This window comes from Pseudoalteromonas sp. Ld19 (genome assembly GCF_045064135.1).
Lineage (GTDB): Bacteria > Pseudomonadota > Gammaproteobacteria > Enterobacterales > Alteromonadaceae > Pseudoalteromonas > Pseudoalteromonas aliena.
Genome location: NZ_JBISHA010000024.1, coordinates 47,819 through 74,757 on the forward strand (window position 1 = coordinate 47,819; position 26,939 = coordinate 74,757).

A 26,939-nucleotide genomic window follows, 5' to 3' on the forward strand; every position below is an offset into this window, starting at 1 on the left:
ATTAGGGCTCACTTTGCGTCGTGAGATGCTCATTTAGCAAGCTTTTTTCTTGTGTTGAAAGCGCTTGTTTAGCCTTTGCAGTAAAATCATATCTCACCATAATTGCTTTACCTATTGCGCAGCATTTATCGTGTTGCCATGCCTCTTGGCGTAACACAAAAGAACTAGTGCCTATATGCTCTACAGAGGTTTTGACTGTTACCTCATAGCCGTAAAACAACTCACCAACAAACGACACTTCTATTTTGGCAATAATTAATTTCCAGTCGTGTGGGTTAAGATCAGGAGTAAAAAATTTAAAAATAGGGGCACGTGCAACTTCAAACCATACAGGGAGTACTGTATTGTTAATGTGTCCGAGCGCATCTGTTTCACTAAAGCGCGGCATCACTTTTTCAATAAACATAATAATCCTTATAAAAGGTAACTCATGACGGACTTTATTCGCGTATACGATAATGCGCTAAGCAATGATTTTTGCGATAACTTTATTACTACATTCACGCAAAGCCCGCATGTAAAACAAGGGGTCACATCAGGCGGAGTCGATTTAAAGAAAAAAGACAGCCACGATTTACATTTAAATAATCACCCCGAATATGCCCAGCAATTAAAACATATTCAGCAAACCACTGCACAGTATGTTTTTAAATACATTGAAGAACATATTTTTATGATGATCGGAGCATTTGGCTTAAAGGTTTATCACCCAAAAACAGCTGAAGTTGTCGATTTAACTCAAGAAAATTTTGAAGACGTGGGTAAACCGCAATTACCTTTGCTTGTTCAGCAAATTTTTAGACTCGGTAATATTCAAGCGCAAAAATATGAGGTAAATAAAGGTGGCTATCCTTATTGGCACAGTGAAGTTTATCCGCAGCTACAGCATAACGAAGCTTTGCATCGCGTATTGTTATTCATGTTTTATTTAAACGATGTGCAAGAAGGTGGTGAAACAGAGTTTTACTATCAAAATCGTAAAATAGCACCTAAAAAAGGCACAATGGTAATAGCGCCTGGCTACTTTACACATACTCACCGAGGCAATAAGCCTGTATCTAACGATAAGTATATTTTAACATCGTGGGTACTGTTTAATCGTGCAGAGCAAATATATGGTGCGCCTGAAAGCTAGCGCACCACAATCAGTATGATTTAACCGAGTAGTTCATCAAATAAATCAAATAACTGATCCAACTCTTCGATGGTGTTGTAATGCATACAACCAATACGCACTACACCGCCTTTGTCGAGAACGCCTAGTTGTTTACACAAGCCTTGTGCATAAAAATTACCATCCCACACACAGATGTGATGCTTGCCTAAAAATTCAGACACTGCACGCGGTTCAAGCCCTTCGAAAATTAAGGCAAAGGTCGGTGTACGTTCGGTTAAGCGATCAAAGTCATCAATACCGAATAATTTTATACGCGGATAATTAACTAAGCGCGTTAAAAAGTGCTCACTAAGCGCCATTTCGTGTTGTTTAGTTTTAGCAAAAGCCACACTTAGTTTTTCACGTCGTGAATAGCTATCATCAAGCTCGCTAATTGCCGCAATGTAATCAACAGCGGCTATAAAACCTGCCATTGCTTCAAAACTTTGTGTGCCGGTTTCCCAGCGACCTGGCGCTACGTCTTTAGCTGGCTCAACTTTGTAAGGAGTAAACCCCTCTAAGTGTTCTTTTTTACCGTAAACCATCCCTAAATGCGGACCAAAAAATTTATACGCAGAACAGGCTAAAAAGTCACAATCAAGCGCTTGTACATCAACAAGCTCATGAGGGGCATAATGTACGGCATCAACATAAACAAGTGCGCCCACCGCGTGAGCAAGCTCTACAATGCGTTTAATATTGTTAATTGAGCCTGTGGTATTTGACGCATAAGTTACCGCTACCAGCTTTGTATTGCTGTTTAGTAAGCTTTCAAATTGCGCCATATCTAAGCTGCAATCTACTTCATTAATAACTGCGGTATTTACCTTTACACCTTTATCTTCTGCAGCTTGCTGCCATGACGATACATTTGAGAAGTGATCAGCATTGGTTACAATTATTTCATCGCCTGCCTGCCAATCACGTGAAATTGCACGGCTAAAGCTAAATGTTAGGCTGGTCATGTTTGGACCAAACACAATTTGTTGTGAGCTAGGTGCATTGAGTAAATCAGCCGCCGCCTGGCGCGCATTCGCCATTAACTCAACCGTTTTATCACTTGAAAAAAATGCACCGCCTAAGTTTGAGTTGTAATGCCCTAAATAAGCCGTCATTGCATTAAGTACTTGCTGTGGTATTTGCGAACCACCTGGACCATCTAAAAAGACCGGCGATTTACCATCAACGTTTTGCATTAGTGCAGGAAACTGCCCACGTAATTGCGCTATGTTCATACTTATTCCTTAAGACGTTAATACGAAACAATCCAGGTAACCTGGTTTGCTCGCATCAATTTTGTTCATAGGTGTTGCGTTATGCCATACTTGACGGTCATTTATTAATGCAAACATACCGTCTTTTATTTCCATTTTAAAACACGGCTCTGCTTGTTTATTTTCGTATACAAGTAGTTCGCCACCTTCTAAATTTTCGTGAGAAACACCACATACGCACACATGATCAAACCCATCCTGATGAACGCCTTCTGGGGCTGCGGGTGTATCACTATCAATGGCAAGCATACGAAACTGATGAATTTCTATATCGCGCTGCTCATCAATACCGGTAATTTGGCAAAACTCATTTACAATATTTTTCATACCTTCTGATTCAAGCAAGCTTTGCTCTAGATTTTCATAGGTGCGCTCTACATTACCTTGGAAGGTATTAATTGAATCATCTTGCACAAATGCTTTGGTTTTTTGTAACTGTAATTCACCATTTTGCATTTTAACTACTGAATAACGACGTTTTCGAAAAGCACCATCTGCATACGGATTAGCAGGTAGGTTATCAAAAGAAGGCTTAACCAAATCAATGTTTGCTTGGTTAATAAAACGAAGTTGCAGTAAATTCTGGTTGTTTAATGCTGTCATAAAATCTCGCCTAAAATAATGAGAATATTGGCGAGGATTTTAATGCATTTTGAGAGGATTTTTTGCTTTATTACTTACTTTAAAAGCAACTTAAGACCAGAGTTAATACAATAATGTAAAAAAAACAACATGAACTATCTAATATTTATTTTAGCCAATAAAAAACCCGCCGAAGCGGGTTTTTAAACAAACTTTAAAAATTATACAGCTTGTTGAATAATCACGTTGTCTGCTTTTTTAGTGTAAGCAGGCATACGGTGGAAGTTCAAGTAACGGTATGTATCTGACGCCGTTGCATTGATCTTCGCAGCATACTCTTGGTACTCAGCAGCTGTAGGTAGTCTACCAATGATTGCAGCAATTGCAGCAAGCTCAGATGATGCTAAGAATACGTTTGCGCCATTACCTAAACGGTTAGGGAAGTTACGTGTAGAGGTAGACACAACCGTTGCTTTATCTGCAACACGTGCTTGGTTACCCATACATAGTGAACAACCTGGAGTTTCGATACGTGCGCCAACACGACCAAAAATACCGTAGTAACCTTCTTCTGTAAGTTGGTCTTTATCCATCTTAGTAGGTGGAGCAACCCAAAGCTGAGTCGGAAGTTGACCTTTAAAGCCATCAAGCAACTTACCAGCAGCACGGAAGTGACCAATATTAGTCATACAAGAACCAATGAATACTTCGTCGATTTTCTCGCCAGCAACATCAGAAAGAAGACGCGCATCATCAGGGTCATTTGGAGCACAAAGAACAGGTTCTTTAATCTCAGCTAAATCAATTTCAACTACGTGAGCGTACTCAGCGTCTTTGTCAGCTTCCATAAGCTCAGGATTAGCTAACCAATCTTGCATTGCAGTAATACGACGTTCAATCGTACGTACATCACCGTAACCTTCAGAGATCATCCACTTAAGCATAACAATGTTTGATTCTAGGTATTCAGAGATAGACTCTTTAGATAATTTAACTGTACAACCAGCTGCAGAACGCTCTGCAGATGCATCTGATAGTTCAAACGCTTGCTCAACAGTTAGGTGCTCAACGCCTTCAATTTCTAGTACGCGACCAGAGAATTCGTTAATTTTACCTTTTTTCTCAACTGTTAATAAACCTTGTTTGATACCGTAGTAAGGGATTGCATGGACTAGGTCACGTAAAGTGATACCTGGTTGCATTTCGCCTTTAAAACGAACCAAAATAGATTCAGGCATATCAAGTGGCATAACACCAGTTGCTGCTGCGAATGCTACTGCACCCGAACCTGCTGGGAATGAAATACCTAATGGGAAACGTGTATGTGAATCACCACCAGTACCTACGGTATCTGGTAATAACATACGGTTTAACCATGAGTGAATAATACCATCGCCTGGACGAAGTGAAACACCGCCACGGTTCATGATGAAATCAGGAAGCGTATGGTGAGTGTTTACATCAATAGGCTTAGGATAAGCTGATGTATGACAGAAAGACTGCATTGTTAAATCTGCAGAGAAACCTAAACATGCTAGATCTTTTAGTTCATCACGTGTCATAGGACCTGTTGTATCTTGCGAACCAACAGTTGTCATTTTAGGCTCACAGTACTGACCTGGGCGAATACCTGCAACGTTACATGCTTTACCAACCATTTTTTGCGCTAATGTAAAGCCTTTATCTGAAACTTCTGTTGCTGTTGGTACTTTAAATATATCAGTTGCACCTAAGCCAAGAGATGTACGCGCTTTATCAGTTAAACCACGACCGATAATTAGTGGAATACGACCACCAGCACGAACTTCATCTAAGATCACATCAGACTTAAGTTCAAAAGTAGAAATTACTTTATCAGTACCATGTTGCTTAACAACACCTTCATATGGATAGATGTCGATTTGTTCGCCCATGTTGAGTTCATCAACATTTAATTCGATTGGTAATGCGCCTGAATCTTCCATTGTGTTGAAGAAGATTGGCGCAATTTTATTACCTAAACATACACCGCCAACACGCTTGTTTGGTACGAATGGGATATCATCGCCCATAAACCAAAGTACAGAGTTAGTTGCAGATTTACGAGAAGAACCCGTACCAACAACGTCACCTACGTATGCAAGTGGTAAACCTTTGGTTTTTAATTCTTCAAGCTGAGTAATTGGACCTACTTCGCCCGCTTTATCAGGTGTAATACCGTCACGTTCAATTTTTAGCATTGCTAAAGCATGCAGTGGGATATCTGGACGAGACCATGCATCTGGTGCAGGAGACAAGTCATCAGTATTTGTTTCGCCAGTTACTTTAAATACAGTTACTGAGATCTTTTCAGCAACCGCTGGTTTATTAGTAAACCATTCTGCATTTGCCCAAGACTCAATAATTTGCTTAGCGAATGTGTTACCTGCTTTTGCTTTTTCTTCTACATCGTAGAACGCATCAAACATAAGTAATGTGTTTGAAAGGCCTTTTACTACGATCGGCGCAAGCGTTTCATCATCAAGTAGGTCAATCATAGGTGCGATATTGTAACCACCTAACATTGTACCTAACAGTTCTGCTGCTTTTTCTTTAGAAATAAGTGGAGAATTAGCTTCACCTTTAGCAACTGCCGCTAAAAATCCTGCTTTAATATAAGCAGCATCATCCACGCCTGCAGGAATGCGGTGAACTAATAAATCTAAAATGAACTCTTCTTCACCAGCCGGTGGAGTTTTAATTAATTCAATAAGATCAGCTGTTTGCTGAGCATCTAATGGCGCTGGTACGATACCTAACGCGGCACGTTCTTCTACGTGTTTACGATATTCTTGTAGCACAATATTGCCCTCTTGGTGACGTGAAAGTATCCGGTAGCGCTTCATGCGCAACATATTACCCAATACTTATAGTATTCTATCGCGTGATTATAAAGCTTTTATAGATAGATGAAAATCCATCCAGTTACGCAACTGATTATACCGACTATAAATATTATGAATAGTGGTTAGGTTAAAATCTATTTTCATGAATGTTTATTAAGTAAGAATCATTGCTATTTAACCTTAACTCTGGTTAAGGGATTTACTAACATATTGAATTATTGTGATATTTAAATTTATTTTTTCTAGTCAGAGATTTTCAGTGAAAACAAGGCGAATTTACGCGTCAATAGCGGGTCTATTGCAAGTAAATTCAACGCAGTTAGCGTTGAAAATAGCTGCTCGAGATGGGTTTATTATCCAGAGTTCAGGTTATTTATAGTTTATCGACAGTTGATCCGCATCCATGTAGTTGTATATCAGAAAATTTTAACGCAGTTAGGCGTCAGGTTTAATCCCTCAAATTGATAAAGTTCCATTGTTATAACGTTACCTACTTTTAATATACGCATAAAAAAACCCAGCGCGTGGCTGGGTTTACAAAACTTAAATTCTAACTATTAACGCTTAACTTTTACGCGCTCAACAGTTGATACATGAGCTTCAACACGACGGTTTTCTGCGTGTGCAGCTTTAGTATTAGCTGTATTTTTAAGACGTTCTTCGCCGTAGCCTACAGTACTAATACGATCTCTTGAAATACCATCTTTAACTAACTCATCAGCAACATCATCTGCACGCTTTTTAGATAGTTTTTTGTTGTAACTTGCGTCACCAACAGCTGAAGCATGACCTTCAAGTAATACTGTTGTCTCTGTATGCTCTTTCAAAAACTTTGATACCGCAGCAATGTCGTCAAAATATTGTTGCTTAACCATCGCAGAGTCATGTGGGAATGTAACTAATAAGCTAGTCGTTACCTTAGCTTCTTCATATAAAGTACATCCATCGCTATCAACTGCATCTGTCATTGGTGTGTTTGCACATTTATCATCTGCATTAACAACACCATCATTGTCGCTATCAGCAGGAGTTGAAACTGGTGCTTCAACAACTACAGGTTCTGGTGCCGGTTTAACAGGCTCAGCAGGTGCAGAGTTTTGGCCAAATAAGTAGTTAATACCAATTTTAGCGCCTAAATCTGTATAACCTTTATCAAGACCTTGGTAAACAGCTGTTTCTGCATTTACAAATAAGCCGTCTGTGATGAAATGTTGGTAACCAACACCTGCATTTAAAAACGTATTATCTTTAACAACGTCAATTTCTTTAATACCGAATAAACCGTAAAAAGGACCGCCATTAAAGTGGTACAAACCGTCAATGCCGTAACGCTCACCGTCAACATTGTTGCGGTTACCATTTACTTTATCAAAAGCGTTAAAATCCATGTCTGCATATTCAATTCGTGCACTCCAGTAATCACTGAAACGATAGCCTACTTCGGCACCCCAACCAGTCGATTCATTGATATCAAGGCCAGCTTGAGCGCGGATGTTTTCCCATGAAGCATCGTAGTAATCACCGAATGCACCAATGTAAAAGCCTTCTTCTTTATCTGCAGCAAATGTAGATGCACTAGTTGCAGCTAGCGCAATTGCGATTGCAAGTGATTTTAATTTCATTGTTTTGTTCCCATTTTTTAACAACTAATAAATTGTAGCTAATAAACTCTAGCTCAACCAGTTTTGTACAGACTACCTTAACCTTTGTTAATCGATACTTAACGAAAACAAAGTTTATTTTAATTGCATCGGATAATACCACTCGAACATGGCTTACCCTAGCGATGGCGTGTTTACGATTAAAAATGGCTCTTTATAATCATGCCATTACATTTACAATCAATGATTAAGTACCACAAAAAGTGCGATAACCATTGTCACTCTCTGGCACAACCTGGAACTCTAATAATTCTTCACTCGCTAAATATGGGTTATTTATCACTTTCGTAAAGCGATTTAACACATCACTTGAGCCAAATTCATTATACTCGGTAATTATTTTTTCGATGATGTGATTTCGTGGAATGGCTCTAGGGTTAGCTTGGCGCATTGTTTGATAGCTATTTTCATCAGTGCGGTGATGCCACTTTATAGCCCACTGTGCTAGCACGTCTGGCACTGTCGCTTTATATTTCAATGATTCAGTTAATGCATCAAAGGTATTGGTGTAATCTAATTGATGGTCCTTTAATAATTTTAATAGCTCACCAATCAAATCACTGTCGTCAATATCTGCTTTTGCCAACCCTAATTTTTGTGCCCACATTGCTGTAAATTCAATATTAAACAGTTCAGCAAAGCTATTAATATGTGGCGTCATTAATGAAACCGCTTGTTCATCATCGTCATGAATTAGTGGTATTAAGCTCTCTGCTAAGCGGGCGCAATTCCAGTTAGCCATATTTGGCTGATTACCAAATGCATAGCGACCTTGTTTGTCGATAGAGCTAAATACAGTATCAAAATCAAAGCTATTCATCATGGCACACGGGCCGTAATCAATGGTTTCTCCACTCACTAACGTATTATCTGTATTCATAACCCCATGTATAAAGCCAACACGCATCCAGCTCACAACTAGCTTAACTTGGTTTTTAATCACAGCGCCTAAAAATGCTAAATAGCGCTGCGATCCTGTACCAGTTATTTCTGAGTAATGTCGCTCTATAGCTAAATCAGCTAAATTTTTAAGTCCTTCAACATCGCCTTGCGTCGCTAAATATTGAAACGAGCCAACACGAATATGGCTCGTCGCTAAACGAGTCACTATGGCGCCTGCTTGTGGCGGGTTGCGATAAACCGTTTCGCCACTGCCAACGACGGCTAAACATCGGGTAGTTTTAATGCCTAGTGCATGCATTGCCTCGCTCATTACGTATTCACGAATAGCGGGCCCAAGTGCACAACTGCCATCACCCCCTCTTGAATAAGGAGTAGCACCAGAGCCTTTTAGTTGAATATCCCACAATTGGTTTTTATCATCATTAATAGCGCCCAGTAAATGCGCTCGCCCATCGCCTAAACGTGGTGAAAAATGTCCAAATTGGTGCCCAGAGTAACCAAGTGCTACTGCAGGAATTGCCTGTTTTTCGTTACCGCTAAAAGTGCTAGCACGTAAATCAGCAGCAACGTTAATATTAAACTCTTTTGCTAAGCTCTCATTCCACAGCAATAACTGAGGAGAGGCAACACTTGCAGGGAAATCTTCTATCGCAAAGCTTTCGGCTATTTGCGTATATCTTGGCACTAATTTCATGGTAATTCCTATTATTGCTGACTTATACCAACGCGGTTGTCACCTACACCATAGGCCACAATTAAGCTCAGCTCTTGCATACTTAAGCCACTTTGCTTTTGCATTTCATTAAAAAAAGCTTGGGCTGCACTCAATGACTTTTTAGTTTGTAAGCCGCCATCTATAATTTTATGGGCACGCAAATAATTCTCTACATCGCGTGATAGTAAAAAAGTATCTTTACCAAGTGCTCGTAGCGCATAAGGCCCTGTATTTCCGCCTAAACGCGCGCCATGCTTTTTTAAATACGCCCATAAACCAATAATATTGTCTGCTGGCCAATTAGCGACAAACTGGCTAAAACTGCCATGTTCTTGTGCTATTTCGTGGATCATGTAAGCATTTTCAGTAATTGTTTTTACTTTTTTATAGTTACGAACAATACGCTCATCCGTTGCTTTTTGTTCCAGCATATCGGGGGGCATCATTAATAACTTATCAACGCTAAAATCCCAAAAAACCTCTCTAAATCCCGACCACTTATTATTAATGACTGACCAATAAAAGCCGCTTTGAAATACTTTTCGAGTAAATTCTTCCAGCCAATCGTCGTCACTTAACGTGCTTAGTTGTTTTTTAGATAGCGGTTTTGCAAGTAATAACTTAAGCATTTTTTCAGAGCCTTTTCGCTCTACCGCTCGCTTATAAATATCGCTAAATTTTTCCATACTAATTAAATACCTCACTACTTATGTTGCTAGTGTACGAGAAAAGCAGCCAATACGTAACCACTCCCATTATCGATGAATTAATCTATATTTAGCCGCTTGACACCCAGACGGCTAAAATGCTTTAATCGCTGCAATTACCCTATTTAAATTGCACAGGTTTGTAAGTTTTACCCTTCAAACAGGTGCAAAGGGCTAGAAGAGGTGCGTTATTCAGGTAGCGTATGTTAGGAGCGCAAACTCCAGTGAGCATACGTGAGGGGAATTAACGCCGAGAAGTAATCACTTTTGCGAGGTGTTTATTTCGGGCGACTAGGTTGAACCCTAGCGACTGTCACCAATAGCTGCTTATAACAAGCAGCTTATTAGTTTGGTGGAGAGCTTCTGGTCTTAAATATTAAGGCCATGCGCCCTATTATTTTAAGCCCATTCGCTCTTCGAATTATTAGTTCGAACGAGGTTAATGCGGCTCCTTCCATAAAGCTTTTTAACTCTTCGAATAACTTATAAGTTCGTGAGAGATGACCAATAACTTCAATATAAACGACTACACATTATGGACCGCGCTCGTTACGCCATTAGATCAACACGGCGATGTTGACTACAACACGTTAACTAAACTGGTTAGCGATCAAGAAGCGGCACATAACGGTATTTTACTACTTGGCAGTACGGGCGAAGGTTTGGCACTAACGCTTAACGAGCAACAAGCCATTGTTGAACACGTATGCCAGCTAAAACCAAGTGTACCACTTATGGTTGCCGTGGGCGGTAGTAACTTAAAGCAACAAATTGAGTGGGTTAACTACTGTAATACACTCCCAATTCATAGCTTTTTACTTGGCTCACCGCTTTATGCAAAGCCCGGCGCTGTAGGTCAAACTCATTGGTTTGAAAGCCTACTCGATGCAAGTGCTCATCCGTGTATGCTTTATAACGTACCGGGCCGCAGTGGTGTCAGTATTCCTGTTCAAACAGTGACTAACTTACAAAATCATAAAAAATTATGGGCGTTAAAAGAAGCCAGTGGCAATATTGCTCAGTTTGAGGCTTATCGCCAAGCCGCGCCTAATTTAGCCTTATTTAGTGGCGACGATGCGCTAATGCCTTATTTTGCCCAAGCTGGCGCAAAAGGTTTAGTGTCGGTAGCTGCAAACGCATGGCCCGCACAAACTCACGAGTTTGTTAAACGTAGTTTAAGTGGTCAACATCCTAATTTATTTGCTCAGTGGACTAGTGCTATTGATAGCCTATTTGCTGTCGCAAACCCCATTCCCGTAAAGGTATTGATGCATTTGCAAGGCCGCTTAAGCAGCCCACAACTTCGTCCACCTTTAACACATCTTGAGTTAACTCAAACCGATTGCATCACAACTGCAAACAACACCATTTTATCTTGGCATTAAATACAGGTTTTTATAATGAGCTGGTTAGAACTATTAAATAATTTAGAATCGGGCGCAGTACGCGCAGCATCACAAAACGAAAGCGGCCAATGGCAAGCTAACGTAGAAGTAAAGCAAGGCATTTTAGAAGCCTTTAAAAATGGCACTAATACTGAGTTTGCAGGCGGCTTTGTTGATAAACATAACTTAGCTCCACAAGAGTTTAGTACTGACGATGGCGTGCGTATGGTACCGGGTGGCTCGAGTGTTCGCCGTGGTGCTTATGTGGCTAAAGGCACCATTATTATGCCACCAGCGTATGTAAACATTGGTGCATATATCGACGAAGGCACAATGGTCGATAGCCATGCATTAGTTGGCTCGTGTGCACAAGTAGGTAAAAACGTACATTTAAGTGCTGCAGTGCAGCTTGGTGGTGTACTTGAGCCAATTGGTGCAAGCCCAGTAGTGGTCGAAGACGATGCATTTATTGGCGCTGGCTGTATTATTGTTGAAGGCGTGGTCATTAAAAAAGGCGCAGTACTTGCCCCTGGCGTGCGTTTATCAGCAACTATTCCGGTATACGACTGCGTAAACGAGCGCCAACTAGATAAAGGCGAGCCTATTCCTGAATATGCCATTGTAATACCGGGCTCTCGTCCTGCGTCAAACGAATGGGCACGCGAGCAAGGTCTAAGCATGTCGTGTGCGTTAATTGTTAAATACCGTGACGAACAAAGCGATGCATCATTATTACTTGAAGAGGTTTTACGATAATGAGCTTTTTAAGCACGCCTATCAAAACTGCTGTAAATACTATTACACAACAACTTGATACACCTTTTTTTGTTTACGACTTAGATAGACTAAACACGCATCTTGCGCGTTTAGTTGCGCAGACCGATGTAAAACTGTGGTACGCCGTAAAAGCAAACCCACTGTCTAAAGTTATTCAAAGCTTAGACAACGCTGGTTTTAATTTTGACGTAGCAAGTAAAGGTGAGCTTGAGCAAGTACTTGCACAAGGTATTCGCTCACAGCGCGTGCTCAACACAGGGCCTGCAAAAAGCCCTAAACAAATTAAACACTTTATTGAGCGCGGCGTACGTATATTTGTAGCTGAGAGCCTCAATCAAGTCCGTTGGTTAAACCAACAAGCGCAACTGCAAAATACGCAGTTACAAATATTACTCCGTGTGCAATTACGTTGGCCTGAAGGTGAAAAGAACCCACTGGGTGGTGATAGCATTACGCCATTTGGTTTGGGTTGTGATGAGTGGCAAGCACTCAATGTAGCCGACTACCCTGCACTTAAATTTGATGGCTTACATATTTTTCAATGGGGCAATATGCTTAGCACGCAAAAGCTAAGCGAATTGTGGTCACAAATGATTGCACCACTTAGCAAACTTTCCGGCGATTTAAATATTAGCCTTAAAATTCTCGATTTAGGTGGTGGTTTAGGCATTCCCTATACACAAAGCGAAACAATACTTGATTGGGATGACTTAATTGCTGCGCTCGCTAAAATTAAAAGTGATGCGGGTGTAGAAGAGTTATGGATGGAACTTGGCCGCTATGCCGTTGGCGAATGTGGTCATTACGCAAACCCAGTAGTAGAGCGCAAACAAAACTATAATCAACAACAAGTTATTTTAAGTGGCGGTATAAATCATTTATTACGCCCCGCTGTTACCAGCCAAGACTTTCCTGCTGCATTACTACGTGAATCCAGTGCTAAAGCTCAAGCGGTCACTTTATACGGGCCACTTTGTACAGCGCTTGATTGCTTAGGTAAACATAACCTGCCAAGCGATTTAAATGAGCACGACTGGCTTGTGTTTAGCCAATGCGGCGCCTACGGCTTTAGCGAAAGTATGCCGTATTTTTTATGCCATGAGCTAGCCGCCGAGTATACCCTGCAAAACGGTGAACTTACCTGTGTTCGCCAAGCTGAAAATGCCAGTCATTATTTAAGGTAATAAGTATGAGTAATACAACCCACATCAGCCAAGAGAACATTGTAGTAGGGGAAGTTGCAAACGGCTTACCGCTTACAATTCCTGTATATCGTTTAAAAGGCGATGGCACAGGGCCAAGTGTTTACATTCAGGCCAATATGCATGGCGCTGAAGTGCAAGGTAACGCGGTAATTTTTCAACTACTTGAGCAATTAAAATACCTAAACCTTAATGGCGACATTACATTAGTGCCTTATGCAAATCCGATTGGTTGTAATCAAAAGTCGGGCGAGTTTACCCTTGGCAGGTTCGATCCGATTACAGGTACTAATTGGAATCGCATGTACCACTACAATAAAAATTTAGTGACGCAGTTTGCACAAAATCATACTCAGTATGACGACGCTACATTAAAAAGTAACTTTAAACAGGCGCTTATTGACGAAGTAGACAGCAAACTTAACGGCCCTGCTTATTTACTTAATACGGGTAAGCGCATTGCGCTGAACCTACAAAAGCTCGCTCATCAGGCTGATATAGTACTCGATTTACACACGGGTCCTATTTCAAGCAAGCATTTGTACTGCCCAATCTATGCAACCGACAGCGCGCGTTACTTTAATATTGAACATGTACTGCTTATACCTAGTGATTTTGACGGCGCTATGGACGAAGCTAACTTTTGCCCATGGTGGCATTTAAGTGATGCACTTAGCGGGCAAGGTCGCGAATTATCAATACCTGTAGAAGCATTTACGGTAGAGCTAGGCAGCCAAGAAAAAATAGATTTAAAAGAAGCACTAAACGATGCAAACAGTATTTTAAGTTACTTAAACCACAAAGGCGTATTACAAAATGCAATGCATACTCCAGCCGATATAACTCGTTATGCGTGTAATTTAGACGACTACTTTGTTTATTACGCCCCTATTGGCGGTATGGTTGAATACATAGCACCACTTGGCGGGCACATTAAAGCTGGTGAGCCTATTGCTAATATTTTACGGATGGAACGCTACTTAAGCGAGCAACCACTGCAGACACTTACTCTAGATTGCGATGCAATTGCCATTTTGCACTTTGCCTCAGCGAGTGTTAATCAAGGTACCGAGCTTTATAAGTTTTTTACTAACATATTTGAGCTTTAGCTCACCCTTCTCATTGCGTGAGAGTAATACCAATTGCATTAAATTAGTGATCTATTATAGCGATAAGGAAATAGCTTAATAACAAGGCTAAAATTATGATACAGGTTGTTCTATATAAATAATTTTTAACGTCGTTAGTGAGTTATTTAATACGCTAGAACGATCATGTTTTTAATAAAATTGGTATAAATTAACTAAAATGGTTAATTTGCATTAAAAAGCGGCCTAGGCCGCTTTTTTTTCTGATCTATATTTACTTTGCATTCGTATATTTTTGGATTTAAATAAAAATTCAGGAAAAGTTCACCGTTACATATGTAAAAAGACGTTATAATTGAATTAACCTAACTCCCCCTCAAACTCACAAAGGAATTACAATGAGCTGGCGCCACTGGATCACTCTTTCTGCTTTAATAAGTACCGCGGCCTTCGCACAAGAAGAAGCCCCTACAAACGAGCAAGACGACAATATTGAGCTTGTAAAACAGTGTATTTTAAACGAAGTTATTGGCGGAGATGGAAAGCAAACTCTGGACGACCTCCGTAAAAAATGTTCGGCTCTTGAAGAAGAAAAACAACTTACCGCACTTGATAAACGCCAAGCACGTGAAGAAGTCGGCAAAAAGAATAGAAATGTAATTACGCCACATAAGCGCAACTATATTTTACCTCTTTCGTACGTCTCACATCCTAACAGTCGTCCTTTTGATCGCTTTGATGAACTAACTGACGAAGAAGATGGCGAACCTCTTGACCATTTAGAAGCAAAATATCAGCTATCTATTAAAGTGCCGCTTTATGATGATTTTGCTGATGATGATCAAGCAATATTTTTTGGCTTTACGCTGCAATCATATTGGCAGCTTTATAATTCAGAAATTTCTTCGCCATTTCGTGAAACCAACTATGAACCAGAAATATTTTGGGTTAATTATCTCGACCAAGAAAACGTTCCTTGGGGCGACGAAATGGCAATTGCTTTAGGTATTTCGCATCAATCAAATGGCCGCAGTCAGCCAAACTCTCGCTCATGGAATCGTATTTATGCTAATTTCATTTGGGAAAATGAAGGCTTTGTTTTTAGCTTTAAACCTTGGTACCGCATAGCTGAGGATGAAAAAGAAAATGCTCTAGAAGCAAAAGGCGACGATAACCCAGATATTTACCGATACATGGGTTACTTTGAATTTAGCGGTGCGTATCGACTTAATGATCATGAATTTAGCTTTATGACACGTAACAACTTAAATTCAGATAATCGTGGTGCCATTCAACTAGATTGGTCATTCCCACTCTGGGGTCGTGTACGTGGTTACGCACAATACTTTAATGGTTATGGCGAGAGCTTAATAGATTATAACACTGATATAGAACGTATTGGCGTGGGTATCTTGCTGACAGATTTACTTTAAATAAGTATTCGCCCTTAATCAAAAATAAATATTACCCGTTTATCACTTGTATAAACGGGTAATATTTTTAAAAATGAGATCAATCTTACTGCTACTTATGATGCTTTAATCATTGAGCCCAGCCTCTATTCACCCAAAAAACATCCAAACAACCTTTCTTAATCACAACTCTTATTTCAAACAACTCTTTATTTAATTGCTGGATAATTGCGCAGTTTTTCACCATTCTACTATAGTTAAATAATTGAATGAATGGAATATAAAGTTATAAGGGTGCGCAATGCCAATTAATAAAACAACGCAAACTAAATCAGTAGCGGCTAAAGCAACTGCCAGTAAACCATCACTGAACAACCCCGCAGTTAGACCTAAAGTTGCGCCCACTAAACCTCAGCCATCTGATGAATTTGATATTATTGTAAAAAACAAGCCCGCAGAAGCTTCTGAACCCTCCCCTATATTTGATAGCGAATACCAATACTTTACAGAAAAAGATATCAATAAAATTCTAAGCCATCTAGATAAATTAAGAGCCTCTGTATACCCAGAAAGCTATGAAAATATGGACAGTGGTGGTGATAAACCTAACTTTCCATCTGTTTGTTTAATTGGTTTAGGGCGTTGTGGTTCTAATATTGCTTTAGATGTTGCATCACTTGTGCACGATGCTCGCGACTACTATTTAGCGCAATACCGTAATGATTTAACAAAGGCAAAAGAACAAGAAACAAGGCCGTTAAAGTGGATACAAAGAAGCATCAACTTACAAAGCAGTAAAACATTTAAACCTGTGTTCTTAATTGAGCCTTTAGTTATGTTGGGTGACCTAGATAAAGATATAGAAGGACGGATCCGATTTTCATCCAAAGGGACTAATGGCGGGTTTATTGAAAAATATAATAAACTAAAAATAATGGATTTATCGGAAGTTCACGCTGGTGGTGCAGGTAATGCACCGATATTAGGCCAATATCTAGCAAAAATAATTTTAAATAAAGATACAGAACATTTTAATAATCAAGATTGGAAATACATACATTCCTATCTAATTGATTCATGCGGGATCAAAGCTAATCAATCTCGATTGTATTTTTACATATTCAGTGCTGGCGGTGGTACTGGCTCAGGTATGGCATCTGAGTTTGGGCTTGCACAGCAATATTCATACATTAATAAGACCTTTGATATAAAGCCAGAAAACTCAGCTACCAGTCAAAATCAATCTTTTGTTTTTGAACCGATATTTACTAGCGGTATCTGTATTTTGCCTAATATATCAGATCATCAGGAAATGTCTGAAGCGTTGCATATTAATGCAGGGCGTCTGTTATGTAAGTATTTATCTGAAGAATGGAATTTTTCTTACAATATGGACAATAATGAAAGGACAGGTACAGACACCAACAAACTTAGGCCTTGGAATGCCATGATGCTAATTTCAAACGACATTATGCGCTATGCTGAGCAAAATGATGCTAGTAATGGCATGCAGTACATTGACGTTAACTCGATGGAAAAACATGCTAATCAATATATTAGTCAACAAATCTTCAACATATTGACTGCTCAGTCAGTTACTACCGATTACGATCAGGACTACTTTAGACGCGCAGGTATAGATATTGGTGAAACAATTAGATTAGATGCAAACGATTTATTTATGAGCTTAGCCGGTCCTGTGGCAATTGCTTACGCGGAATCCGTTGTTGCGGATAATGCTGAAAAAATAAAGGTATCTGACAAAGGACAAAGTGATCTAGATATTGATGATTTATTTTTCCGGTCTATCGATTTACCGCATTTTAATAAAACAACGCAAGCAATTGAAGGTATTAGTTTATTACCCATTGAAGCGAGCCGTTATAGCGAGCTGCTCAAAAAATATCAAGAAAGTGGTTATAAGTCTGAAGCTCTAAAAGAACTGCATTTTTATAAACACTGCTCTTCTGTTGTTTCTATTGTCTCCTTGCCAAAAGATTATAAATTATCTTATTTAGATTTAAATAAGCTTAAAATGCATTTAAATAATTTATTTCCGAACACAACTCTTAAACGTTACGCACTCGTTATAGGTGCCTCTGCAAATCTATCTATGACGACATTAATTGCTAAAAGCCCTTGTTTAAGCGACGATTTTTTAACTCTAATTGTTTCTTATATTAAACGCTGTTTTGCTAAAAGCGATTATCGTTACGACGATACACTGGATAACGCTGTTATTGAGTTTATTCGTGCTGATGAGTTCGATGACGCTAAATTGGAAGCTATGCTCGAGAAATTTGAAAATCCAGCCAAAATCCTCGATACAAATTGGTATGCAATTAAGCCCATGTATGAGAAAAAATACAAAGAGTTGATAACAGATAAATCTAAGTTTACTTCGATTAACGATATTCGTTTATCTGTAGACTGTGTGAAGCAAGCTATTTATTATTTAAGAGAAATTTATCGTCACCGCATCAGTAAAACTCGTATTATATCACTTAATGGCGGCGTATCAGTTAGTCGCCCTGATTCAGAGTCATAAGTGATTTGCATGAGTACAGTTCATAATACATCGATTTGATGATGATATAACCTATGCAATAACGATGGGGATAAACCCATCGTTATTGCAGCACATTCTGCTAACCAGGCTGAATTTACTAGCAATATGCCGCTATAGCCCAAGTTAATTAAGCTATAAAGCATTTCAATTTAAGCCAAGTAAACGCTTGGCTTTTCGACATATTTAAAATCTCAGTATGGCTATTTTTTTACAACAAACTGTCCTTCAAACTCAGCAACAATGTCATTACCATCAAAAATAGTGACTGGGACCAAGTAGCTTGCCTTTCCTTCAGTTTCTAAATCGCTAAGTTGACCTTTGCATGTTTGAATATCAACGCTACCACGTGGATCTGTATTAAGCGGTTTTAAATACTTAATACTCGCATCGGCTAATACAATATTACCTTCAAGCCCTGCTTCTTTAAGTGCTAAGTAAGTAGCCCCCCATCCAGTGAGTGTAGCTAAGCTATAAATAGATCCTGCAAACATCGTATTATGTAAATTCAAATTCGCGTCTAAATCAGCGCGAGTTGTGAACTGCCAATCGGTATAGCTTTCTACTTTAATCCCCATTGCATCACTAATTGGAATCGACTCACGCCATGTATTTTGTAGTACCTGCGTCCAATTAGGATGGCGGAACCAACCTGGCTCGCATGGCTTTTGTTTTATCATTTTAAAGTGCTGCACATCGCCATACGCTAAGTGCGCTTTCTCTTTTAATTCATAACCGTGGCGTTTATAAAATTCTAGCGCACGTTCACGAGCAAATAAAACCAATTCACCTGCGTTTTGAGTCCACGCTATTTTTTCGAGCTCATGCAACAAACGACTGCCAATATGTTGGTTACGATTTCCTTCGGCAACTGCCATGTAACGTACTTGTGCTTGCTCATGATTATTAAAATGCAGACGCGCGACGCCAAGCACATCACCCTCTTTATTTTTTATAAAGCGGTGCTCTGCATCTTGTTCTAAATCATCTTGCTCAGAGCCACGTGGCTCGCCCCAAGGAGCGCGTAAAACCTGCCAACGCAACTGGTAATAGGCTTGCCAATCTTCGCTACTTTGGGGAGTGCTTACCTGAAACATACATACTCCTGTTGTTTGGCCATAAAGAAAATAGACTACAGCGCTTATTTATGGCAAATACCATACTCCATCTTTAAAAAACTGCAAATACGACTTTAGTGATGACAACTCAATACGTAAAAAATTAATGACACAAGCCATTGCGCTTTGATAAAGCTGGTTTATGCTAAAGGTCATGAGCGATTATATAAATGTATCTACAGGCCTAATTAATAGCCACTTTATTGAAAATAGCCACAACGAAGGCCTATTACTTTATTGGCATAAATATAATGGCGACCATATTCAGGTACGTGAGCATGATAATTTAAGATGGTTATTAATTAACGACACGCTGCAATCTGTTATCGATACAACAAACTCATCCGCTTTACTTTTTCCACATTTGCAATACTTAGCAAATCAATGGCAATCTCTCACTTCACCTAATAACGTACTTGAACTTGGCTTGGGTGGTGGTGCTATTCGCAATTACTTATTTCACCAATATCCACATGCAAACGTCATGTCAGTAGAAAAAAATGCTGATATTATTAATTGCTATACACAGTTTTTTTCATCAAGAAAAAATGAGCAACTAGTTTGCGCTGACGCACAACAGGTTTTAAAAACAGCGCACAATATAGATTGGATTATTTTAGATTTATTTAGCCAAATAGACGCGCCTCGGTTTTTATTTGAAGAAGCATTTTATAAAAAAATTTATTTGGCTTTAAATAACAACGGCGTGTTATTTATTAACTTTTTATCCCAGCATGAGTCGCAATTAAAGCAACTTCAGCAACTCTTATTTGATGTGTTTGACTGTACAGTCAGCCCGCAAAAAATTACGGGCTACGTGAATCATATTGTCGTGGTAACTAAAAAAGCTTAAACAGATAAGTTAAACGTAACGGGTCCATCGTTACACAAGCTTACCTGCATATCGGCACCAAACTCACCGGTGGCTATTGTAAGCCCCAACTCTTTAGCTTTATCAACAAAGTACTCATAAAGCTCATTAGCTTGGCTTGGCGTTGCCGCAGACGAAAAACTAGGGCGCATACCCTTTTTAGTATCAGCCGCTAGCGTAAATTGCGAAACCACTAATAACTCGCCTTTAATATCTTTAAGGCTTAAGTTCATTTTGTCGTTTTCGTCAGTAAAAATACGGTAATTACTTACTTTATGTAACAGCTTATCGGCCGTTTGCGTGTCATCATGTTTTTCAACACCCAGCAACAACAATATACCTTGGCTAATTTCGCCTACAACTTGATTATTAATTTCTACCTTGGCATGCTTTACGCGCTGTATTAACCCTTGCATTTAAACTGTGTCCTTTGCTGTTGGCTTGTCATCTTCAAACTCAATATCGGGGGTTTCTGGTATTTCATCTGGGCTAATACACGCTGTAAATTCAGCGCCTAGCAAAACAACAACCCACGATAAATACACCCAAACAAACAAAATAGGAATCGTCGCTACTGCACCATAAATAACTTCGTATGAAGGAAAATGGCTGATATAAAGTGCAAACCCTTTTTTAGTTAGCTCAAACAAAAGTGCCGCAAATAATGCCCCAGGTATCGCGGCTTTAAACGACACGCGCGTATTAGGCACTAAGGTGTAGAGCATAATAAAGCCCACCATCGAAATGCCATACGGTAATAGCTTTAACAAAAACCCACTAAATCCCGGAATTCCCTGATCAGCAAACGATACCAACGACACGATGTAAGAAGTAACACCAATGCTGGCACCAAGTAACATAGGCCCTAAGCTCAAAACCATCCAATATACTGCAAATGAGATCATCATCGGGCGCTTTTTCTTTATTCTCCAAATACGATTTAACGTGGCATCCACATTACGTATTAACAGCAAGGCTATTGCCGCTAAAAAACCAATACCTACTGCGGTCATTTGGTTTGCGTTACCGGCAAATGAGCTAATATGCTCTCTAATAACGTCAGTAGAGGTCGGCACAAAGTTAGTAAACAAAAAGCTCTCTATTTCGATGCGAGTAGATTCAAAACCTGGGAACGCTGAGAATATAGCAACACCCACAGCGATTAGCGGCACCAAAGAAAGTAATGTAACGTAGGCTAAATAGCCGGCATTAACCGTTATTTGGTCGTCTATACAGCGATTAAAATACTGCATCCACCAGCTTGGCTGCTGGCGTATAAAGGACTTAGCTTGCTGTTTATAATGGGAGAGCTTATCATTCATACAATTGACTTGTGCTTATGTGGTTTTGATTATAATAACAATCAGCGCCATAATTTACAGCACTAACACGCGTAAACAGGAATTAAGATGAAAAAACAAACATTACTTAGTGTTTCCATTCTTGCACTAACACTTACTTTGTCAGGTTGCCAAACAGCTTATTACTCTGCGATGGAAAAAGTCGGTATTCACAAACGCGATATCCTTATTGACCGCGTAGAAGAAACCAAAGATTCGCAACAAGAGTCTCAAGAAGAATTTAAATCAGCACTTGAACGCTTAACTACTTTAATCGATTTTAATGGTGGCGAACTACAAGACACTTACAATCAGTTAAACGATGATTACGAGTCGAGTTTAAAAGCCGCCAACGAAGTATCAACTAACATCAATAAAGTAGAAGACGTAGCAGAAGCACTTTTTGATGAGTGGAGCGATGAGCTAGAGCAATACAAAAGCGCATCACTTAAACGTGAAAGCAGCAAAAAGCTAGCCGCTACTCAGCGTCAATTTGAACAGCTATTACGCTCAATGCGCAGCGCAGAGAGTAAAATGGAGCCAGTATTAACATCGCTTCATGATAATGTTTTATACTTAAAGCATAACTTAAACGCACAAGCGGTATCGGCTATTAAAGGCGAGTTCACTAATCTTAAGCGAGATATTCAAGTACTAATGAACGACATGAATAAATCGATTGAAGACTCGAACAAGTTTATTAAACAAATGAATAGCGCAGGCTAACTAATACATTCAAACAAAAATAGATAAGCCTGCAATTTTGCAGGCTTTTTTATTGTTACTTTTTGTTACTTTTTAACCACTTATTAATCTAACGTTTTTGGTACACTTTCATAAATTAGAATTAAAATAAAAAACTACAATGAAAATAAGTACCTTAACTCTTCTAGCTATCTCTAGCTTACTAACCGCTTGCGGAATTGCTAATCACATAGAAAGAATCGCAGGGCCTAATACCGTCGTACCACTGCATAAAGATGGCGAGCGCGAAGGACGCTACCATAATCTATACCCAGGCAAAAAAACGTACCCTATTAGTTGTGAAAATGACTGCTATCAAAGCAACACTCATTTGCAATGCGAAGAAGAAAGTGAAAACTGCCAATATATTGCTGAGCAAGCAATTCCAAAATTAAGCATCGGATACACTGTTCGCTGGCTTGGCCATGCAGGGTTTATGATCAGCACACCCAACGGACAGCAAGTGGTATTTGATCCTGTAAAAGAGCAGTTCGATTCGCCAGTCGCACTTGGCTTTAAACTCGCAGGTGGTATTTATCGTAAACCAGGAGCTTGGCCAAACAAGCAAGAACTCGAAAATATTGACGCGGTAATGTATTCCCATATTCATTATGACCACTTTAACAAAGCCGATATAGAAGAAATAGGTAACAAACCACGCTACTTAACGCCACTGGGAATGGCTGATAACTTCCCAACAGGTGGATTTAATATTAGCGAAATGGCGTGGTATGCAAAAACGAGTATTAACGATTTAGTTATTAATGCCGTGCCAGCTCATCATTTTAGCGCTCGTGTATTGGTGCCTTTTATTTACGAAGATAACGATAAAGATCTGTGGAATGGCTGGCTGCTCGAACAAAACGGCAGCACCTTATTTTTTGCAGGCGATACGGGCTACTCAAAACACTTTAGAGATATACAAACAAAATATGGTGATATCGATGTGTGCTTAATGCCAATCGCTTCTTACTACAGTAAAGACGATCCTAACTGGTATCGTTACGTACACACCACCCCAGAAGACGCGTTAACCGCAGCGCAAGAGCTTAACTGCAAAGTAATGATACCTTGGGGATACGGTAACTCAAGCTGGAAGATGGGCGACCATAGCAGTCACTCTGCATTGCTGCGCTTATTGCATATGTACAATAAAATGGATTCAAAAGTACCGCTGTATATTTTAAATGAAGGTGAAAGTGTACAATTATAGCCATTAAAATTTTAGGCTATGCGTCGATATTACTAAAATACATACCCAGGGCGTGTTGATTATATTGATACACCGCTAGGTGTTATTGAATTTAAAGCATCAGAGAAAGGGGTAACCCAAGTTATATTTTCTAGAGAGGTAAAAGCCTCTGTAAAACCCAACAATATAACCGCTGAATGTAAAAAACAATTACACGAGTACTTTGCAAAAATCCGCACCGTATTTCATCTGCCTCTTGCTCCTAAAGGCACAGATTTTCAAAAATCAGTGTGGTGCTGCTTATCAAATATTCCATATGACGAGGTCGTCACGTATTTAGATATCGCTCAAATGGTGAATAAACCCAAGGGTTCACTAGCTGTTGGCGGCGCTAATGGCCGTAACCCTATGAACTTAATTTTACCGTGTAATAGAGTGATAGGCAGTAATGGAGCGCTCACTGGCTATGCAGGAGGAATTGAGCGTAAATTGTGGTTACTCACTCATTAAGGCGCTAAAGTTAAACTCTCAAAAGAGAGCCAACAACTCGACATTCAAAATGTGATCCATTCACGACAAGCCGAAACCGAGTTGTTAGTTTAATTTTGAGCCCTATTATTGAGAGCTTTTAATCGTAAAAAAGCAGATTTACACACCGATAGTTGACCTACTACAAGTAAATTCAACGCAGTTAGCACTGATGATAGCTGCTGAAGATAGATTTATTATCCAGAGTTCAGGTTAGTTAGCATATAAGAAAAGGTACCGCTGGGCACATGTTTAAAGAGGCTTGATACAATTAATGGCGCTTAGTCACCAGTAACGGAATTCTTTAGAGGCATTGGGCTGGAGTTAATTACCACATGGCTATTGATTAAAGTTTTTGGATAAATAAGCCCTGACTTTCTTTAATATATGTAAAACGCACACAAGCATAATTTAGCCGTGTGCGTTTCTTAAAGGGCGCTTTTAATTGATTGTGATTTGTACATCAATCCAAGCATTTGCAGTACCTAAGGTTCCGCCTGTTTCTATTGGATAGATACTAAACCCGTTCCAAGGGTCAATAAAAGTTTGATTTATTTGCAATGGTGCATCATTAAAGTCCTCTAATGCCCAACTTGAACTACGTGAATTTGGTGTAGAATCAAGTAATAAAGAATTATGGTTATACCAAGGAGCCGCATTTTCATCCATATAATTTTGCAAGTTAATTAAAATACCATTCTGCAGCAGGGGTGTACGAAGCTGATTATTTGGCGCTGTATTAATCTCACTTTTCTGCATTGTACGGTATTCTACCCAGTAAGTTTTATCACCATCACCTGATTTAATCTTTAGTCCAATAGCGCCAGGTGCATTGTGTCCAGCCGCTGTTCCATGATTAAATGTATAAATTCGATATCTTCCTGAAGTAGTAACAGTTGGTACATCTGTTTCAGTTATCCAATTATTAAAATACCCCTTATACATTAAATTCATTTCTTCTAAAGAGTGAGCTCCCATACCCATTAAGCCAAATACGTTGCCATAGTTAGTAACCGAGTCATTACTATTTCCATTTAAGATACTATTACCACCTTCAATAGACATTGAGTGATGTAAACCTAAAGCATGACCAGCTTCATGAGCAATAGTACCTGCTTTATAAGTATAGATTTCCATTAGCGGAGGACCTGCTTGAGAGTTAATAAAATAGCTCGCTTCAGTCCCAACTGGTGGTGACGTCACCATTATAATCGTACCTTCACCTGGGAAATTAGGATCAACACCCGCATTCACTAACTGCTCTTTGTATCCTGGATTCCATTTATTTTTATCATAATTGTAGTAATCATGGTTATTAGGCATGGTGATCTTTGACTTTATTTCCCATGTGAAATTAAATTTCCCATAAGATTGCTCAGTAAAATACGCCTTGGTCTTCTGCATCTCAGCGTTAATTTGAGCTGTAGTAAACTCTAAATCTTGATCTGGAAATCTGATTGGGTAGACGAGTACATGAACACTGTTGTAATCATAGCCATCATTTCCTGGATCTACGGGCCCAGGTGTAACTCGACAAGTAGTTGCATTAAAATCAGCAACAATACTTACGCCTTTAAATAACCCTTCTAAGTTAACATTATTCCAACCATTTTTAGGCTGTGTTAGTACTACGCACTCAGTATTACCCACATGCAAGGATCTAATACTGTCATCTCCAGCTCTTGGCCAACCATTAGCACTTGCTGCTAATGTTAAGTTACCCAAGCCATGCGCAGTACTAAAAGCAATACTTGTTACATTTTGATTAAATGTCGAAACACTGAAACCATGTTTTTGTGAAGAAGCCGGCACACATACGGGAACACCATCCAATAGTGATATTTCTGTTGTTGGCGCTTGTATGGCACAGATATCATCTAATGTACCCGAGTTTGGATTGGTCGTATCTGATTGAGCTGTTTTAACAGTAACCGTATTACTCCAGCTTGACTTATTGGTACTGTTTTGCCCAAACATAGTGTAATAATAAGTCGTATTTTCTGTTAAACCCGTATCAGTGTAACTGGTACTATTTGAACCAATAGTTGCAATTGCCTGCCAAGAAGATCCAGCACTTGAGCGTTGAATTTCAAAGCTATCCTCATTATTAGAATTATCACTCCATGTTAAATTAATGCTTGTGCCATTTGGGGATCCTTTGAGATTATTGGGAGCCCTTAAAGGACCCGTGCTATTCCCTCCGGTACCAGGCGTTTCATCACCATTTCGACAACTAGTAGCGCCAAAATCAACAACTATAGACGCGTTATCCCGCTCGCCTGATATTGCGATCATGAGCCAATGTTGACTGGGGTTGTTAATGATAACGCATTCTTGGTTTGAATCTGCCGTTAATGACTTGTAGGCTGTACTATTAGGACCTGTACTAGGCCAGCGCCCTTGATCTACATATAGATTTAAATCTCCCGAACCATGTGCAGTGCTAATTGCAATACTATCATGCGAGCTGGCACCACTTAAGCTTAAATAGGCCACATTGGTATTGCTTATACAAATAGGTACTCCATCACTTATTGAAGTCGAAGATCCTTGCGTTGCACACATATCAGGCAAGTCTGCACTAAATACATGATGTGAAAAAAAGGCTAAAGAACCAATAAGTCCTTTTACTAGTCTTGATGAGGGTCGTATCATTATATTCACCATTTTATGTTGTATAGATAGCTATTGTTATGTTTATAAAACATCGAAAAACCAAACGATGCATATTAAATTAACTTAAATGTAACACAAAGGTAATGTGTATATGATATACAATCAAATAAAATTGATATATTTATAAAACATGATCGCATTCTTAAAAGCAATTTTAAAAACACAAAAAAGCCTTATT

The 26,939-nt window shown here is 39.3% G+C and carries 22 protein-coding genes and 1 riboswitch; of the genes, 11 read left to right on the forward strand and 11 right to left on the reverse strand.

The window, feature by feature from the left end:
* Position 1: 1 nt before the first annotated feature.
* A complete protein-coding gene (locus tag ACJJVZ_RS19020; protein WP_405602755.1) occupies positions 2–406 on the reverse strand; it encodes an acyl-CoA thioesterase in 405 nt (134 codons plus the stop codon).
* Positions 407–430: 24 nt separating this feature from the next.
* Between ACJJVZ_RS19020 and ACJJVZ_RS19025 the strand changes: the two genes are divergently transcribed.
* Positions 431–1,135, forward strand: a complete 705-nt coding sequence (locus ACJJVZ_RS19025; protein ID WP_405602757.1) for a 2OG-Fe(II) oxygenase — start codon at positions 431–433, stop codon at positions 1,133–1,135.
* 20 nt (positions 1,136–1,155) lie between these two features.
* On the opposite strand, the gene ACJJVZ_RS19030 is transcribed toward ACJJVZ_RS19025, so the two are convergent.
* From ACJJVZ_RS19030 to ACJJVZ_RS19055, 6 genes are all read right to left on the reverse strand, one after another.
* Positions 1,156–2,391 (reverse strand): cysteine desulfurase-like protein, encoded by a 1,236-nt coding sequence (locus ACJJVZ_RS19030; protein WP_405602759.1) that lies wholly within the window; start codon positions 2,389–2,391, stop codon positions 1,156–1,158.
* A 9-nt stretch (positions 2,392–2,400) separates the two neighbouring features.
* Positions 2,401–3,033: a 2OG-Fe dioxygenase family protein gene (locus tag ACJJVZ_RS19035; RefSeq protein WP_273049063.1), complete on the reverse strand. Its 633-nt coding sequence runs from the start codon at positions 3,031–3,033 to the stop codon at positions 2,401–2,403.
* Between the two features lie 200 nt (positions 3,034–3,233).
* Positions 3,234–5,831 carry a bifunctional aconitate hydratase 2/2-methylisocitrate dehydratase gene (gene acnB / locus ACJJVZ_RS19040; RefSeq protein ID WP_405602761.1) on the reverse strand — a complete coding sequence of 866 codons (2,598 nt, stop codon included), beginning with the start codon at positions 5,829–5,831 and terminating at the stop codon, positions 3,234–3,236.
* Positions 5,832–6,433: 602 nt separating this feature from the next.
* Positions 6,434–7,498 carry an OmpA family protein gene (locus ACJJVZ_RS19045; protein ID WP_405602763.1) on the reverse strand — a complete coding sequence of 355 codons (1,065 nt, stop codon included), beginning with the start codon at positions 7,496–7,498 and terminating at the stop codon, positions 6,434–6,436.
* 226 nt (positions 7,499–7,724) lie between these two features.
* Positions 7,725–9,134, reverse strand: coding sequence for a protein adenylyltransferase SelO (locus tag ACJJVZ_RS19050; protein WP_405602766.1), 1,410 nt, complete (start codon positions 9,132–9,134; stop codon positions 7,725–7,727).
* Positions 9,135–9,145: 11 nt separating this feature from the next.
* A complete protein-coding gene (locus ACJJVZ_RS19055) occupies positions 9,146–9,841 on the reverse strand; it encodes a DNA-3-methyladenine glycosylase I (RefSeq protein WP_077536713.1) in 696 nt (231 codons plus the stop codon).
* A gap of 191 nt (positions 9,842–10,032) precedes the next feature.
* A riboswitch (Lysine riboswitch) is annotated at positions 10,033–10,233 on the forward strand.
* A 129-nt stretch (positions 10,234–10,362) separates the two neighbouring features.
* On the opposite strand from ACJJVZ_RS19055, the gene dapA reads away from it, so the two are divergent.
* From dapA to ACJJVZ_RS19085, 6 genes are all read left to right on the forward strand, one after another.
* Positions 10,363–11,247: a 4-hydroxy-tetrahydrodipicolinate synthase gene (gene dapA, locus ACJJVZ_RS19060; RefSeq protein WP_405602768.1), complete on the forward strand. Its 885-nt coding sequence runs from the start codon at positions 10,363–10,365 to the stop codon at positions 11,245–11,247.
* 15 nt (positions 11,248–11,262) lie between these two features.
* The gene (locus tag ACJJVZ_RS19065) at positions 11,263–12,003 is read left to right on the forward strand and encodes a 2,3,4,5-tetrahydropyridine-2,6-dicarboxylate N-succinyltransferase (RefSeq protein WP_193155001.1); all 741 of its coding nucleotides are present in this window, start codon (positions 11,263–11,265) and stop codon (positions 12,001–12,003) included.
* Positions 12,003–13,208, forward strand: a complete 1,206-nt coding sequence (locus ACJJVZ_RS19070) for a PLP-dependent decarboxylase (RefSeq protein ID WP_405602770.1) — start codon at positions 12,003–12,005, stop codon at positions 13,206–13,208. The genes ACJJVZ_RS19065 and ACJJVZ_RS19070 overlap by 1 nt, the downstream gene beginning before the upstream one ends.
* 5 nt (positions 13,209–13,213) lie before the next feature.
* Positions 13,214–14,335 (forward strand): succinylglutamate desuccinylase/aspartoacylase family protein, encoded by a 1,122-nt coding sequence (locus tag ACJJVZ_RS19075; protein ID WP_405602772.1) that lies wholly within the window; start codon positions 13,214–13,216, stop codon positions 14,333–14,335.
* A gap of 377 nt (positions 14,336–14,712) precedes the next feature.
* Positions 14,713–15,747, forward strand: coding sequence for a phospholipase A (locus ACJJVZ_RS19080; protein ID WP_405602775.1), 1,035 nt, complete (start codon positions 14,713–14,715; stop codon positions 15,745–15,747).
* 280 nt (positions 15,748–16,027) lie between these two features.
* A complete protein-coding gene (locus tag ACJJVZ_RS19085) occupies positions 16,028–18,274 on the forward strand; it encodes a hypothetical protein (protein WP_405602778.1) in 2,247 nt (748 codons plus the stop codon).
* Between the two features lie 221 nt (positions 18,275–18,495).
* On the opposite strand, the gene ACJJVZ_RS19090 is transcribed toward ACJJVZ_RS19085, so the two are convergent.
* Positions 18,496–19,389: a bifunctional GNAT family N-acetyltransferase/hotdog fold thioesterase gene (locus ACJJVZ_RS19090; RefSeq protein WP_077536706.1), complete on the reverse strand. Its 894-nt coding sequence runs from the start codon at positions 19,387–19,389 to the stop codon at positions 18,496–18,498.
* Between the two features lie 163 nt (positions 19,390–19,552).
* Between ACJJVZ_RS19090 and ACJJVZ_RS19095 the strand changes: the two genes are divergently transcribed.
* Positions 19,553–20,263, forward strand: coding sequence for a spermidine synthase (locus ACJJVZ_RS19095; protein WP_405602793.1), 711 nt, complete (start codon positions 19,553–19,555; stop codon positions 20,261–20,263).
* On the opposite strand, the gene dtd is transcribed toward ACJJVZ_RS19095, so the two are convergent.
* The gene (gene dtd, locus ACJJVZ_RS19100) at positions 20,260–20,697 is read right to left on the reverse strand and encodes a D-aminoacyl-tRNA deacylase (RefSeq protein ID WP_193155006.1); all 438 of its coding nucleotides are present in this window, start codon (positions 20,695–20,697) and stop codon (positions 20,260–20,262) included. The genes ACJJVZ_RS19095 and dtd overlap by 4 nt on opposite strands.
* On the reverse strand, positions 20,698–21,603 hold the full coding sequence (locus ACJJVZ_RS19105; protein WP_193155007.1) for a virulence factor BrkB family protein: 906 nt from the start codon (positions 21,601–21,603) through the stop codon (positions 20,698–20,700).
* An 87-nt stretch (positions 21,604–21,690) separates the two neighbouring features.
* Here ACJJVZ_RS19105 and ACJJVZ_RS19110 point away from each other — a divergent pair, with 87 nt between their 5' ends.
* The 3 genes from ACJJVZ_RS19110 (at position 21,691) to ACJJVZ_RS19120 (ending at position 24,067) form a co-directional block, all read left to right on the forward strand.
* Positions 21,691–22,347, forward strand: coding sequence for a DUF2959 domain-containing protein (locus ACJJVZ_RS19110; RefSeq protein WP_405602796.1), 657 nt, complete (start codon positions 21,691–21,693; stop codon positions 22,345–22,347).
* 139 nt (positions 22,348–22,486) lie between these two features.
* Positions 22,487–23,578: an MBL fold metallo-hydrolase gene (locus ACJJVZ_RS19115; RefSeq protein ID WP_405602799.1), complete on the forward strand. Its 1,092-nt coding sequence runs from the start codon at positions 22,487–22,489 to the stop codon at positions 23,576–23,578.
* A 63-nt stretch (positions 23,579–23,641) separates the two neighbouring features.
* The gene (locus ACJJVZ_RS19120) at positions 23,642–24,067 is read left to right on the forward strand and encodes a methylated-DNA--[protein]-cysteine S-methyltransferase (RefSeq protein WP_405602869.1); all 426 of its coding nucleotides are present in this window, start codon (positions 23,642–23,644) and stop codon (positions 24,065–24,067) included.
* Positions 24,068–24,526: 459 nt separating this feature from the next.
* Here ACJJVZ_RS19120 and ACJJVZ_RS19125 read toward each other — a convergent pair whose 3' ends face one another.
* Entirely contained in the window at positions 24,527–26,740 is a 2,214-nt protein-coding gene (locus ACJJVZ_RS19125) for a fibronectin type III domain-containing protein (protein ID WP_405602800.1), read from the reverse strand.
* Positions 26,741–26,939: the final 199 nt, after the last annotated feature.

What these genes read in the sequence shown, in the direction of transcription:
- dapA (WP_405602768.1), top strand. Translation starts at nt 10,363, where the DNA reads ATGACCAATAACTTCAATATAAACGACTACACATTATGGACCGCGCTC.
- ACJJVZ_RS19055 (WP_077536713.1), bottom strand. Translation starts at nt 9,841, where the DNA reads ATGGAAAAATTTAGCGATATTTATAAGCGAGCGGTAGAGCGAAAAGGC.
- ACJJVZ_RS19070 (WP_405602770.1), top strand. Translation starts at nt 12,003, where the DNA reads ATGAGCTTTTTAAGCACGCCTATCAAAACTGCTGTAAATACTATTACA.
- ACJJVZ_RS19105 (WP_193155007.1), bottom strand. Translation starts at nt 21,603, where the DNA reads ATGAATGATAAGCTCTCCCATTATAAACAGCAAGCTAAGTCCTTTATA.
- ACJJVZ_RS19035 (WP_273049063.1), bottom strand. Translation starts at nt 3,033, where the DNA reads ATGACAGCATTAAACAACCAGAATTTACTGCAACTTCGTTTTATTAAC.
- ACJJVZ_RS19065 (WP_193155001.1), top strand. Translation starts at nt 11,263, where the DNA reads ATGAGCTGGTTAGAACTATTAAATAATTTAGAATCGGGCGCAGTACGC.
- ACJJVZ_RS19085 (WP_405602778.1), top strand. Translation starts at nt 16,028, where the DNA reads ATGCCAATTAATAAAACAACGCAAACTAAATCAGTAGCGGCTAAAGCA.
- ACJJVZ_RS19080 (WP_405602775.1), top strand. Translation starts at nt 14,713, where the DNA reads ATGAGCTGGCGCCACTGGATCACTCTTTCTGCTTTAATAAGTACCGCG.
- ACJJVZ_RS19045 (WP_405602763.1), bottom strand. Translation starts at nt 7,498, where the DNA reads ATGAAATTAAAATCACTTGCAATCGCAATTGCGCTAGCTGCAACTAGT.
- ACJJVZ_RS19025 (WP_405602757.1), top strand. Translation starts at nt 431, where the DNA reads ATGACGGACTTTATTCGCGTATACGATAATGCGCTAAGCAATGATTTT.
- ACJJVZ_RS19110 (WP_405602796.1), top strand. Translation starts at nt 21,691, where the DNA reads ATGAAAAAACAAACATTACTTAGTGTTTCCATTCTTGCACTAACACTT.
- ACJJVZ_RS19050 (WP_405602766.1), bottom strand. Translation starts at nt 9,134, where the DNA reads ATGAAATTAGTGCCAAGATATACGCAAATAGCCGAAAGCTTTGCGATA.
- dtd (WP_193155006.1), bottom strand. Translation starts at nt 20,697, where the DNA reads ATGCAAGGGTTAATACAGCGCGTAAAGCATGCCAAGGTAGAAATTAAT.
- ACJJVZ_RS19020 (WP_405602755.1), bottom strand. Translation starts at nt 406, where the DNA reads ATGTTTATTGAAAAAGTGATGCCGCGCTTTAGTGAAACAGATGCGCTC.
- ACJJVZ_RS19075 (WP_405602772.1), top strand. Translation starts at nt 13,214, where the DNA reads ATGAGTAATACAACCCACATCAGCCAAGAGAACATTGTAGTAGGGGAA.
- ACJJVZ_RS19125 (WP_405602800.1), bottom strand. Translation starts at nt 26,740, where the DNA reads ATGATACGACCCTCATCAAGACTAGTAAAAGGACTTATTGGTTCTTTA.
- ACJJVZ_RS19115 (WP_405602799.1), top strand. Translation starts at nt 22,487, where the DNA reads ATGAAAATAAGTACCTTAACTCTTCTAGCTATCTCTAGCTTACTAACC.
- ACJJVZ_RS19095 (WP_405602793.1), top strand. Translation starts at nt 19,553, where the DNA reads ATGCTAAAGGTCATGAGCGATTATATAAATGTATCTACAGGCCTAATT.
- ACJJVZ_RS19030 (WP_405602759.1), bottom strand. Translation starts at nt 2,391, where the DNA reads ATGAACATAGCGCAATTACGTGGGCAGTTTCCTGCACTAATGCAAAAC.
- ACJJVZ_RS19090 (WP_077536706.1), bottom strand. Translation starts at nt 19,389, where the DNA reads ATGTTTCAGGTAAGCACTCCCCAAAGTAGCGAAGATTGGCAAGCCTAT.